Below are 12,487 nucleotides of genomic sequence, written 5' to 3'. Positions count from 1 at the left end.
GCGCGAGCCAGAGCAAGCCTTGATCGCGCTGACCTCACCAGTGAGCGAATCTGCAGGGCGTGTATCAGTCGCCTGTACCCCTCATCAGGACACGAATCTGCAGGTTGGCTGCCAGAAAGTCCGTAAATCTTCAACAGAACGTCGCGAGCGTGCCGGGCACAGCATGATGAGGCATCCCGTCCACATCGGCAAAAGAGGCATCCATGATTCGACTCGCATCGCGCTCCTGGTCGCCGTTCGGCGTCGTGGGATTCCTGGTGTTCATGGAGCTGGGAAGCGGCATGCTGCAGGGGTGGTTCTCGCCGTTGCTCGCGGCGATCGGCCAGCAGTTCGCCGTCGATGCGGGGGCGCTCAACTGGGTCAACGCGATGTACATGCTGGTCACGGTGGCATGCGTGCCGATCCTGGCGAAGCTCGGCGACATGTTCGGCCACAAGAGACTCCTCACGGTTGCCGCTACATTCGTCGTCATCGGCTCCGTCGTCGTCGCGTTCGCACCGACCTTCGAGCTCTTCCTCGTCGGTCGCGCACTTCAGGCGCCCCTCGCGGCATTCCTGCCGCTCGAGTTCGCGATCGTCCGTGCGCGCGACGAGAAGTCTGCGAGTAGGAACATCGGCGTCCTGGTCGGAGCGCTCACACTCGGCGGGGCCGTCGGTTCGCTCGCCTCGGGCGTGCTGTACGCCGCGATGCAGGATCTGACCGCCGTCCTCGTGTTTCCCGCGATCTTGATTGCCCTGTGCTTGCCGGTCGTCGTCTTCCTCGTCCCCGAAACGACGGTACGCAAGGGCGGTCGCATCGACTGGGCGGGCGCGATCCTCCTCACCGCCGGTCTGCTGTCCACCCTCACGGGGATCTCGAACAGCGGCGCGTGGGGGTGGCACAACCCAAAAACCCTCTTGCTGATCCTCAGTGGCATCGCCGTCCTCGTCCTCTGGGCGTTTCTCGGACGGCGGATGAAGGATCCTCTGGTCGACCTGAGCATGCTGACGAAGAGCGGCATCGGCCTGCCGATCGTCGTCTCCATCCTGTTCGGCGCGCAGACCTACGGGGGGCAGACCGCGAGCTTCCTCTGGCTTCTCAGCGAGCCCGACCGCGTGGGTTACGGACTCGGAATGCCCACCGCTGCAGCCGGCGCCACCATCGTCCTCTACGCTGTCGCCGCGTTCGCCGGGACGCTGCTCGGCGATCGCCTGTCCCGTTGGATCACCCCGCAGCGAGCTGTGGCATTGGCCGGTGTCTTCGCGGCGGCGAGCTTCGCGCTGATGATCGTGTTCGCCGGCTCGACGGTCCTCTTCATCTCCTGGATGGCCGTGGGTGGTCTATCCGCTGGCGTGCTCCTCGCCGTCCTTCCCGCGATCGTCGTGCGCAACGCGCCCGCCGATTCCGTCGGCATCGCCTCCGCGCTGTTCAACACCGCCCGCACCGCCGCGGGAGCGGCGGCAGGCGCCATGTTCGCATTGGTGATGTCCCTGTTCGTCACAGCCCGGACTGTCGAGGGGGTCGTCACCACCCAGTCGACGCCGACGTCGTTCTTCGCCGTCTGGGCGATCTGCCTCGTGATTGCTCTGGCACTCTCCATCCTCGCCCTGCGTATGCGGATGGCGAAGACGCCCGACACGAGCGAGGTTGTCGACGCATCCGCCACCGCATCCAGCGATGTCTGACTTGGTGACGTGGGCCTCCCAGGGCCGGTGAACGCCCGCTCCACGCGTGAACGGCTCACTGCTCGATGTTCAGCCGGCCGTCGGGTTCAACGCCCAAACCGAACCGTGACGAGAACTCTTGCTTGTCGCCGACGCGCGGCTCACCACAGCCGGCCCGCGCTACTCCCGCCGGGATCCGGCCGGGCGTCGGGGCAGGCGTTTCGGGTGCGAATCCGGCGGAGGATCACAAAAGATATTCACGTTTGATCTACGTTCAGGGAGAACGAGCGACACCAGATGCCGCTCCAACACCTGTACGGGGGGAAAGTGTTCGCAACGACGAACATCCGCAGGGGACCGGCATCCCCGGACGAACCTGGGGGTGTCATCACCGACCGGCACGCCGTACGGCTTTGTTAGGACCTCTTAAGGCAACGTGTCAAGAAGCACCGCGGGTACGTCGGGTCGGGTAAAGGCCAGGCGCGCATCCGTCTTCGCCCGTACGAGCAAGGTCGCGCCGGAATGCCTCACACGAAACGCCGACGCGCACCCCAGGGCGCGCCAGCAAATGAGCGGCGTGCGCGTGCTGTTCACCATAGTCCCGATCTACGGCCATCTGCTGCCGCTGCTGCCCCTCGCCGAGGCCGTAGCCGCGGCGGGTGACGAGGCCGCCGTCGCCGTCCCGCCGTCGATGGCGCATCTGGTCGGCGAGCTGCCGGTGCGGCCGGGCGGCCCGGAGCCGGCCGAACTGCTGGCCGAGAACGACCGGCGGCGCCGACCTGCGCAACATCTTCCCCGTCGCGTCGTTCTTCGCCCGGTACTCGAGTGGATCTGTCTTTCGACGCGATCCTGGACACGGCGCGGGCGTTCAGCGCCGACGTGGTGGTCGCGGACGAGTACGACGCGGCCGGGCCGATGGTGGCCGCCGCGCTGGGACTGTCCCTGGCCTAGCACGCGCGGGCGGCGCTCGTGGATCTGCGGTCGGCCGCCCTGCACGGCTCCACACGGTCACCGCCGGTTGACCGGCTCGCCATCGGGGCTCTCGCCCACACCGGATCAGCCAAGGACCACCGGCCCGACCTACCGCCGCACATGGCTGGGCGGCCACGGGTACTGGTGACCCCGGGCACGGTCCTGCTCAGCCTCGGAATGCTCGACGCCCTCGTCGACGCCGTCGCCGCTCCCGGTGACATCGACATCCTGGCGCTCATCCCACCCGGCTGGCGGCGACGTGCAGCAGCCGGTAGCGCAGCTTCTTGGGTTCGGCGGTGGCCAGGGCACCGTCGAACAGGAGCGCGTTCAGGCTGCGCCAGGTTGAGCAGCAGCATCGGCTCCCAGGCCGAGATCACAAGCTCGGGCTCGAACAGACTCGTCATCACCTCCCGCGGAAAGAATGACGCGGTCTGGGCCGTCAAGTGATCGGCGATGCGACGCAGGACGCAACAATCCCCAACCCGCAGCGCCTCGTCCCAAGGGTCGGAGCCGAACGGCCGGATAGACGGCAGCGGGGTGATCGCGTCGAGGTCAGCAGCCGGTAGCCGGGCCAGAGTCCAGCCGGCAATCCCGTGCTCGCCGCGGAACCGAAGGTCCGCATCAATGACCGCGAACTCCGTGATGGGAACGGCCGGGCCGGCGAGGTAGCCGGCCAAGTCGGCAGCCAACCGATCCGGGACGCCGGTCGGCGATTGCAAGAACTCGGTCAGGCCGAGGGTGGAAACGGTGCGCGTGTTCAGCCGACGCCCCCACCGCTCTTCGGTATCCCCGTCGCCCTCCTGATGCCGCTGCTGCGTGAGGGCCGTGGGCTCCTGCTCGACCTCGTCGACCGCGGAGGTCCGCAACGCCGCGGCCGCGTGGACCGGACGGGTCAACACCGTCACCGCCCGCACGGACCGGGTGGACGTCGATGCGTTGCTAATCCGGCCCGACGGCTGTGTGGCCTGGGCCTTGCCTACCGGACGGGACCTCGACGCCACCACGTTGGTGCGTGCGCTGGGCACCTGGTTCGGCCAACCGGCCTGAGCCGGTGACGGCCGCGGTCAGCGGCGCACCCCTCGCCGTTACCCTCAAATAGGGGTAAAGCTAGGGCATAAGGTGGTTCCGACCAGGTGTGCGGGGCTGTCGAATGGGGCGGCTGGGACAATGGCTCGGCGAGATTCGCTCGTTCGGGGCGACGTGGTGCGCGAGAGTGAACACACACGCGTCACTCGGCTGTGTGTCGATGGGCACACGGCCGTCCGCAAGGAGCCGATGGGACCGGATGCCCAGCGGCGGGTGCGACACGAGTTGGCGATGCTCGAGCGGCTGCGCGGCGTCGAAGGGGTCGCGCAGTTGGTGGAGGCGCCGCGGCGCCCGGGGTCGATTGTGCTGGCGGACGCCGGTGAGGCGAGCCTGGCCGGGTTGCCGAAGCCGCTGGCCGTCGGCGACCTGGTCGGGCTGGCGGTGGGGCTGGCCCGGGCGGTGGCGGGGATGCACCGGCGGGGTGTGCTGCACCGGGACATCACGCCGGCGAACGTGGTGATCTCCCGTGACGGCGCGCCGTGTCTGGTGGATTTCGCGTTGGCGACGCCGCTGGCCGAGCTTCGTCCCGAGTTCGCGCATCACACCAAAATCGTGGGGACGTTGGCGTATTTGGCGCCGGAGCAGACCGGACGGACCGGCCGGTCGGTGGATCAGCGGGCCGACCTGTACGCATTGGGTGCGACGCTGTACGAGCTGGCCACGGGTGCGCCGCCGTTCGGCTCCGGCGATCCGTTGCGGCTCACGCATGACCATTTGGCCCGGGTGCCGGTGCCGCCGGCGCAGGTGAACCCGGCCGTGCCCGCGCCGCTGTCCGAGATCATCATGCATCTGCTGGAGAAGGAACCGGACAACCGGTATCAGACGGCCGAAGGCGTGGTCTACGACCTGGAGCGGTTGCGGGACCCGCAAACACGTGCGGCGGTTGGGCTGCGGGTCGGCGAGCGCGATGTGCCGCTGCGGCTGCTGCCGCCGTCGCGGCTGGTGGGACGCGATGCGGAAGTGGCGGCGCTGGAGGCGGCGTTTGCAGATGCGCTGGCGGGCCGGTGCCGTGGGGTGCTGGTCAGCGGGGCGCCGGGGGTCGGGAAGACGGCGTTGGTGGATGAGCTGCGGCCGGTGGTGACGGGCAGGGATGGCTGGTTCGTCGCCGGCAAGTTCGACCAGTACCGGCGGGATCTGGAGTTCAACGCGGTGTATCTGGCGTTTCGCGGGTTGGGGCGGTTGTTGCTGGCCGAGCCGGAGGATGAGCTGGCCCAGGTCCGTGGGCGGATCTTGGAGGGGGTTGGGCCGAACGCGGGTCTGCTGACGGCGGTGGTGCCGGAGTTCGCGGCGTTGCTGGGGGTGCCGCCCGATCCCGGGGATCCGTTGACCGCGCAGGCGCGGGCGCAACGCGTGCCGGTGGAGGTGCTACGGGCGGTCGCTTCGCCGGAGCGGCCTCTGGTGGTGTTCGTCGATGACCTGCAGTGGGCGGGCCGGACGCCGCTGGGTTTCGTCGACTTGGTGCTGAGCAAGGAGCCAATTCGCGGCCTGTTGCTGGTGGGTGCGTACCGCGAGGAGGACGTGAGCGCGGCGCATCCGTTGGCGGCGCCGCTGTCCCGGTGGCGCGACCAGCCCGTGCGACACGTGCGGCTGGCCAACCTGCCCGTCCCGGGTCTCGTCACCATGGTTGCGGAGATGCTGCACGTGGACGAGGCCGAGGCGGCAAGCCTGGGCGAGGTGATCAACCCGCACACGTCCGGCAACCCGTACGAGACGGTGGAGCTGCTCAACGCGCTGCGCCGCGACGGTGTGTTGACGGCGGCGGCCGGGTGGCAGTGGGACGCGGCGGAGGTGCGTGCTCACCTTGGCCGGTCCGACGTGGCCGGGTTGCTTGGGGCGCGGGTCGATGCCTTGCCGACGCCGTCGCGGCGGGTGGTGGAGGCGATGGCGTGTCTTGGCGGGCAAGCCGAGTTGAGCGTGCTGCAGACCGCCATCGGCGCGCGGGCGGGCGTGGTGGAACGGCGGCTGGCGCCTGCCCTGGACGAGGGCCTGCTGGTGGCAGAGTCCGGGATACACCAGGCGGTACGGTTTCGCCACGATCGGATCCGCGAGGTGATTCTGCGTGGTGTGGGTCCCCAGCGGCGGTGCACCCTGCAGCTGGCGATGGCGCGGCGGCTGGCCGGGGTGCCGGAGTTGTTCGCGGCCGCGGCGGAGCAGTACCTGGCGGTGGTCGACGCGGTCGACGAACCCGCGGAGCGGCGTCGGGTGGTGGGGCTGTTGCGGCGCGCCGTCGGCCAGGCGGCGTTGATCGGGGACTACGCGCTGGTTGACGCGCTGCTGGCGGCCGCGCTGCGGCTGATCGACCCGGGTGAGACCGCCACACTTGTCGAGGTGCACGTCGGCCGCCACGCCGCGTTGTACGGCCTTGGGCGCCTGGACGAGGCGGACGAGGAGTACCACACGATCGAGGGGCTGTGTACCAATGCCGTGGACCGGGCGGCCGCGACGTGCGTGCAGGTGTTCAGCCTGGCCCACCGGAATCGTCTTGCGGAGGCGATCGGGTTGGGTGTCGAGTCGCTGCGTGGGCTTGGCATCACCGTACCGGCGGCGGACCGGCTCCCCGCCGAAGTCGACCATCAGTTCGATCTTCTGTACCGGCTTCTGACCGGGTGGCTGGACCACACCGAGGCCGCGGATGATCTGGCACACCCGGAGATCACCGACCCGACGCTGCTCGCCACGGCCCGTCAGATCACTGCGATCCTGCCGGCGGCCTACTTCGCCGCTGACTATGCCACGTTCAGCTGGCTGAGCTTGGAAGCGCTGCGGATCTGGCTCGAGCACGGGCTGGGTCCTACCCTGGTCGGCCCCGCCAGCCATGCCGCCTTCTACATTGTGGTGCTGCGCGGTGGCTACGCTGCTGCCGGGCACCGGGCGCTGCGCCGGATCATGGCGCTGGGCGAGGCGCGCGGCTGCGAGCCCGACACCTCCCAGGCGCGCTTCCTGTTCGCTCTTGTCTGCTGCTGGTTCGAGCCGATCGAAAACAGTGTCCAAGCAGCTCGGCAGGCCCGGGAGGGGCTGATCGCGGCGGGCGAGTTGACCCGCGCCGGCTACACCTATTATCCGACCGTGATGGGTCTGCTGGACGGCGCGCCATCGCTGGAAGTCTGCGTCGCCGAGGTGAAGGCGGGGCTGGCCTTCGTGCGGCGTACCGGCGACGAGCAAACCGCCCAGTGGCTCGACAGCTACCGGTGGCTGGCCGATGTGCTGCGCGGCGAAACCGCAGCCGCAGCCGGTGAGGCGGCGCCCGACAGGCACGTCGACGATGCGTTCGCGCTGTTCCACGCGCATGTCAACCATGCGGTCGCCGCCGCCATCTTCGACGATCCGGTCGCCCTGGCGCGGCACACCGCGGCGGCGATGCCGCTGCTGCCGACCGCCCCGGGCCTCTACCCGACCGCCCTGGCCCACCTGCTGCGCGGGCTGGCCCTTGCCGGGCAGGCCCGGGACAGCCACGCTGACGAGCGCGGCGCTGCGCTGTGCGAACTGGACGAGGTGACACGCTGGCTGGCCGCCCGCGCCGCGGACGCACCGGAGAACTTCCAGCATTTGCTGCGGCTGCTGGAGGCCGAACGGGCCTGGGCCGTCGGCGACTTCCGCGCCGCCGTCCTCGCCTTCGACGCCGCCCTGCGCGAGGCCGCCCAACGTCAGCGGCCATGGAGCCGGGCCCTGATCACCGAACGCGCGGCCCGGTTCCACCTCGCCCACGGCCTCGAACACGCCGGCTACGACCTGCTCATCGAAGCGCGCCAGGAGTACCTCGCATGGGGCGCCACCGCGAAAGTCGACCAACTCGACTGGGCCTACCCGACCCTGCGTCCACAACCCGGCACCACCGTCCCGCAGCGCGCTGACCAGAGCGGTAACCGGGCCGGGGATGTCCCGCACCAACGGGCCGCCGTCACCACCGGAGCGCTCGACCTGCTCGGCATCTTGTCCGCCTCGCAGGCCCTGAGTTCCGAGACCAGCATCGAACGGCTGCACGCCCGCGTGGTTCAGGTGCTCAGCGCCATGACCGGCGCCACCGACGTGCACCTGCCGCTGTGGAGCGACGAGCGGCACGACTGGCTGCTGCCCACTCCAGACGGCGGCACGGGACACGCGGTGCCGATGTCGGTGCTGCGATACGTCCAGCGCATCGGTGAGCCACTGGTCGTGGCCGACGCCAACCGCGACGACCGTTTCGCCCGCGACCCCTACTTCACCGACCTCACCTGCTGCTCACTCCTGGCCGTGCCCGTCCTCAGCCGCGGGAGGCTACGGGCGGTACTGCTGCTGGAAAACCGGCTCATCCGAGGCGCCTTCACCACCGAACGACTCGACGCGGTCAAACTCATCGCCGGCCAACTCGCCGTCTCCCTCGACAACACCCGGCTGTACACCGAACTCACCACCTCCCGCGCGCGGATCGTCGCCACCGCCGACCAAACCCGCCGACGCATCGAGCGCGACCTGCACGACGGCGCCCAGCAGCGACTGGTCTCCCTGGCGCTGCAGCTCCGCGCGGCGCAAGCGGCGCTGCCACCCGAACTCGACGAGCTCGACGCACAGCTCAACCACGCCGTCGCCACCGCAACCGACGCGCTGAACGAGCTACGCGAGATCGCCCGCGGCATCCATCCAGCGATCCTCACCCATGGCGGCCTCCGCCCTGCGCTGCGTGCGCTCGCCCGCCGTTCCCCGATCCCGGTCCATCTCGACCTGCGCGCCGAAGGGCGGGTGTCCGAGCATGTCGAGGTCAGCGCCTACTACGTCGTCGCCGAGGCACTCACCAACGCGGCCAAACACGCGCGCGCCTCGACCGTCACGGTCACCGTCGAAACGGACCCCGCCGACGCCGTCCTGCACGTCGCGGTCCGCGACGACGGCGTCGGCGGCGCCGACTTCACCCGCGGCACGGGCCTGCTCGGCCTCAAAGACCGAGTAGAGGCACTCGGCGGCCGAATCTCGCTCCACAGCCCCCGCGGGGCGGGAACCAGCCTGCGCATAGAACTCCCGCTCACCGCCACGAACAGCAACGTCTAGCTCCGTCCTCCGCCGTCGAGCTGTCCCGGACACTCGTGGAGAGACGATGCCCAGCGGCGTCGGCTGCGCACCGCGCAACTGGCTCAGGAACGGCTCCTTCGTTTACACCGATCACCTAGGGCTGGAGCGTGGGACTCGTAGACCGTCGCCGGCTGAGCCGGTGACCGCCGCGGTCAGCGGCGCGCCAGCACGCCGGTCGCGATGGTGGCGAGGTTCACGGCCAGGAACTTCAACGGGGTCATGGTCGGCGCCATCGGGTCGTCGCTGCCCTCGATGACGCCGACGAGCTGGTAGCCCAGAACCTGCAAGGCCAGCAGTACCACCGGTGGTACGACGATGACCACAAGCGGCTTCCACCAACTCATGCGCAGGTGTGCGCCGAACGGCCGAGCATCATCGACGACCGGCCGTGAATCGGAATGCAAAGCGTCCATCGGGAGCGCTCCTCTCGAGTTCGCATCGGCAGATGCGTTCACGAGTGCAAACCGTGCCGTCGGGGCATGGTCAAGTTGTCAAGGCGGACGCCTCGGCGGGAATTGCGGCATAGCCCAACAGTCGGTAGAGGTCGTCCTGCAGGCTGACCCTTCAGCTGCTACGCCACCGTGTGGTGCCTGCTCAGATCTGGTTCGTTCCGCCGTCGACGTAGATGTTCGCGCCGACCACGTAGCTGCTCTGTTCCGAGGCCAGGAAGGCCACGACTGCGGCGGCCTCCTCCGGCTGACCCATGCGGCCCTTGGCCACGGTCGCGGCGACATTCTCCTTGACGGCCCGTGCGGTCTCCTCATCGCCGAAAGCGGCGGTGCCCCCCGGAGTCTCGATCCATGCCGGCGAGACCGCGTTGACCCGGATACCACGGCCCTTGAGCTCGTTGGACCACGTCCGCGCGAAGGACCGCACGGCCGCCTTCGACGCCGCGTACGCGCCGAACGCCTCTACTCCACGATCGCCGGCCGTCGAACCGACCAGGACGACCGAGGCTCCGTCGTTGAGCAGCGGCAACGCCTTCTGCACGGTGAACAGCGTGCCTCGGACGTTGACCCCGAAGGTCTGGTCGAAGTGCTCCTCGGTGGTCTGTTCCAGCGTCACGAACGCACCGACCCCCGCGTTCGCCACGAGCACGTCCAAACCCTTGCCTCGCGCCCGGACCGCCTCGTAGAGCCGGTCCAGGTCCTCCAGCTTCGAGATGTCGCCGGCGACCGCGGTGACCCGGTCTGCTCCGATGGTCTTGACGGCGGCCTCCAGTTCGGACTCGCGTCGGCCGGTGATGAACACGTACGCGCCCTCGTCCGCCAGCCGTACGGCGGTAGCCAGACCGATACCGGTGCTGCCCCCGGTGACCACCGACGTCTTGCCCTCCAGCTGTCCCATGTGGTGTCTCCATCACTCTCTCGATGCCGATCCGTTCGACATCGATACTGCGGGAGACCGGGGATACCATACATAATGCAGAGTCCGGCGTTCTTTACGTATCGTCCAGGAGGTGTCGTCGGTGCTCGGATTTCGGGATCCAGTGGCTGACGCGATCGGTCTGCTCCGGCCACGCACGGTGATCGGGCCCAGTCTCCGGGCCGCGGGACAGTGGGCTTTGCGCTTCGACCCGTTCCTGCACGTGCGGATCGGCGGCCTCGTGCGCGGCACGTGCTGGTTGATCCTCGAAGGGCACGAGCCGGTGCTCCTGCAGGAGGGTGACACCTTCATGCTGGGCAACCCGCCGCCTTACGTGCTGGCCAGCACGCTCGACGCCAGCCCGCGCCCGGCGGAGCCGGTGTGGGCGGGTACCGAAGACGGGTTCGTGCGGATCGGCCCGGAGTCCGAGGAGGACCTCTACCTCTGCGTCGGGCACATCGCGTTCGACGACACCAACGCGGCCCTCCTGACCGATCTTCTGCCGCCGCTCGTGATCGTCCACGTGGCCGATCCTCATGGCAGGCGGCTCGCGCAGCTGATCGATCTCCTGGCCACCGAGGTCGGGGTCGCCGCCGCCGGCGGCCCACTGGTGCAGAACCACCTCGCACAGATCCTGCTCGTGCACATGCTGCGTGCACACGCCGGTCAGACAGACCGGCCCACAGGCTGGCTGGGCGCCCTGAACGAGGACGGCATCGGTGCCGCCCTGCGCGCCGTGCACGCGGACCTGGCCCACTCCTGGAGCCTCAAGGAACTCGCCGAGATCAGCCACATGTCGCGTTCCGCGTTCGCCCAGGCCTTCAAGAGCCACATCGGGGTCCCGCCGCTGGAGTACCTGATCCAATGGCGCATGAGCCTCGCGCGCGACGCCCTCGCCCGCGACACGCTGTCGATCTCCGAGCTGGCACGGGCCACGGGCTACCTGTCCGAGAGCGCGTTCAGCACCGCGTTCCGCCGCGTGGTCGGCTCATCGCCCGCACAGTTCCGGAACCAGGCACGACAGCCACCGCACCCGGCCGCGAACGCAAGCTGAAAGAGGCGTCCTGCGCTCAGTAGTGAGCTCGCCGAGCTGGCCGGCGGACCGTGCGGGGACGACGGGCGCGCCCGGGTCCAATGGCAGCTGGATCTGGCCTCGCGCCGCGGTACCGGGTCAGGCTCGGTCGCCGCATACGGAGCTTCATGGCGTACGCGATCCGGTCGGAGGCTTCCGGAAGTACAGCGCGCACGTCCTCGGCGCCGAGGATGAGCCGGGTCATCTCGGCCCGCAGGGCGCGACCGGCACGATGCCGACGCGCCCGGCGACTCAGCCGAGGCCGGGTGAGTAGACCCAGGTAACCGGCAGCTGTACGTCGGGAGTATGCATCGCCAGGTCGTGGTCCTTGATCCGGAACCCGGCACGGAGCAGCGCGTTCACGGCGGGATGGGGGCCGGGCAGGCAGAGGGAAACCTCGGCGGCGCCGAGGCATCGCAACGCGGCGGTGAGGGCCTCTGTCGCGTCCGGCTCGCCCGGGCAGGTCAGGTGGGTGAGCGTACCGCCGTCCGCGACGCCCGCGGCCACCAGCTGCGACGCCCGGTGCACGAGCACGCCGGCGCCGGACCAGTAGTCGTAAGCGGCGGCACGGACGCCGCCGGTCAGCTCCCGGTCCGCGGCGGCCGCGGCCCCGGCCTCGACGGCCGTCGCGACACATGGCCCGTCGCCGCCGGCGGGCGCGGGCCCGGTGAGGTACAGCAACGGCCACACCGGCCGCAGCCCGGCACGCACGTAGAGCGGCAATGCATACGGATGCCGGGAGCTGAACGTGAAACGCCCGCCGGCCCGCTGGTCCGGCCACAGTTCGCGCAGCAGCGCCCCACCGAAGCCGCGGCCGTGATGCTGCGGGTCGACGAACAGATCGGTGAGCATCCAGCCCAGCGGACCAGTCGCGGTGGCGCCCCAGCCGAGGACGTTGCCGCCTCCGTCGCGGGCCACCCGGACGGTACCGTTGCGCAGCAGATGCGACACGTACGCCGGATCGGCGCCCGAACCGGCCTCCGGCTGGCCGACCGCCCGGCTGATCCGGGCAATGGACGCCACGTCCTCGGGCATGGCCGGCTCGATCACCACCCGTTCCTTCTACCAGATCCGACGAGCGATCGCCTCGGCCTCGACGAACACTGTCCGGGGCGCGGACCGCAGAGGGTCTGCGCCCCGGAGCATCAGCTCAGGCGGCGGTGCAGGTCAGTGTCGGCGTCGAGGTGTTGCCGGTTGCGGTGAAGCCGAACTGTGTCGAGCTGCCAGCGCTGAGCGAGCCGTTGTACGTCAGGTTGCGTACTGTGACGTTCGAGCTGCTGGTGGTGAGCGTGCCGTTCCAGAGCTG

General features: G+C 69.6%; 10 protein-coding genes. 5 read left to right on the top strand and 5 right to left on the bottom strand.

What is annotated here, in order from left to right:
* Positions 1-203: 203 nt before the first annotated feature.
* Positions 204-1,664: an MFS transporter gene (locus ABT369_RS56265; RefSeq protein WP_350626725.1), complete on the top strand. Its 1,461-nt coding sequence runs from the start codon at positions 204-206 to the stop codon at positions 1,662-1,664.
* An 804-nt stretch (positions 1,665-2,468) separates the two neighbouring features.
* The gene (locus tag ABT369_RS56260; RefSeq protein ID WP_350626723.1) at positions 2,469-2,594 is read left to right on the top strand and encodes a hypothetical protein; all 126 of its coding nucleotides are present in this window, start codon (positions 2,469-2,471) and stop codon (positions 2,592-2,594) included.
* Here ABT369_RS56260 and ABT369_RS56255 read toward each other — a convergent pair.
* Entirely contained in the window at positions 2,591-3,520 is a 930-nt protein-coding gene (locus ABT369_RS56255; RefSeq protein ID WP_350626751.1) for a hypothetical protein, read from the bottom strand. The genes ABT369_RS56260 and ABT369_RS56255 overlap by 4 nt on opposite strands.
* Between ABT369_RS56255 and ABT369_RS56250 the strand changes: the two genes are divergently transcribed.
* Together ABT369_RS56250 and ABT369_RS56245 are read left to right on the top strand one after the other, a co-directional pair.
* Positions 3,432-3,662: an aromatic-ring hydroxylase C-terminal domain-containing protein gene (locus tag ABT369_RS56250; protein WP_350626721.1), complete on the top strand. Its 231-nt coding sequence runs from the start codon at positions 3,432-3,434 to the stop codon at positions 3,660-3,662. The two genes, ABT369_RS56255 and ABT369_RS56250, sit on opposite strands and share 89 nt — an antisense overlap.
* Positions 3,663-3,782: 120 nt before the next feature.
* Complete coding sequence (locus tag ABT369_RS56245) at positions 3,783-8,723, top strand: AAA family ATPase (RefSeq protein WP_350626719.1); 4,941 nt, start codon at positions 3,783-3,785, stop codon at positions 8,721-8,723.
* A 173-nt stretch (positions 8,724-8,896) separates the two neighbouring features.
* Here ABT369_RS56245 and ABT369_RS56240 read toward each other — a convergent pair whose 3' ends face one another.
* Complete coding sequence (locus ABT369_RS56240) at positions 8,897-9,088, bottom strand: hypothetical protein (RefSeq protein WP_350626717.1); 192 nt, start codon at positions 9,086-9,088, stop codon at positions 8,897-8,899.
* Between the two features lie 250 nt (positions 9,089-9,338).
* Complete coding sequence (locus ABT369_RS56235) at positions 9,339-10,091, bottom strand: SDR family NAD(P)-dependent oxidoreductase (protein ID WP_350626715.1); 753 nt, start codon at positions 10,089-10,091, stop codon at positions 9,339-9,341.
* Between the two features lie 142 nt (positions 10,092-10,233).
* On the opposite strand from ABT369_RS56235, the gene ABT369_RS56230 reads away from it, so the two are divergent.
* Complete coding sequence (locus ABT369_RS56230) at positions 10,234-11,163, top strand: AraC family transcriptional regulator (RefSeq protein WP_350626713.1); 930 nt, start codon at positions 10,234-10,236, stop codon at positions 11,161-11,163.
* 270 nt (positions 11,164-11,433) lie between these two features.
* Here the strand turns inward: ABT369_RS56230 and ABT369_RS56225 are convergent, their stop codons facing one another.
* Positions 11,434-12,231: a GNAT family N-acetyltransferase gene (locus ABT369_RS56225; RefSeq protein ID WP_350626711.1), complete on the bottom strand. Its 798-nt coding sequence runs from the start codon at positions 12,229-12,231 to the stop codon at positions 11,434-11,436.
* A gap of 100 nt (positions 12,232-12,331) precedes the next feature.
* The coding region (locus ABT369_RS56220; protein WP_350621685.1) for a cellulose binding domain-containing protein at positions 12,332-12,487 on the bottom strand (156 nt) is incomplete at its 5' end.

Origin of the sequence: Dactylosporangium sp. NPDC000244 (genome assembly GCF_040300725.1) — a bacterium.
GTDB lineage: Bacteria > Actinomycetota > Actinomycetes > Mycobacteriales > Micromonosporaceae > Dactylosporangium.
This window is presented reverse-complemented; position numbering and strand designations above follow the sequence as displayed.

Bases quoted from the DNA above. Each gene is read 5' to 3' on its own strand.
- ABT369_RS56235 (WP_350626715.1), bottom strand. From the start codon at position 10,091: ATGGGACAGCTGGAGGGCAAGACGTCGGTGGTCACCGGGGGCAGCACC.
- ABT369_RS56240 (WP_350626717.1), bottom strand. From the start codon at position 9,088: ATGAGTTGGTGGAAGCCGCTTGTGGTCATCGTCGTACCACCGGTGGTA.
- ABT369_RS56265 (WP_350626725.1), top strand. From the start codon at position 204: ATGATTCGACTCGCATCGCGCTCCTGGTCGCCGTTCGGCGTCGTGGGA.
- ABT369_RS56245 (WP_350626719.1), top strand. From the start codon at position 3,783: ATGGCTCGGCGAGATTCGCTCGTTCGGGGCGACGTGGTGCGCGAGAGT.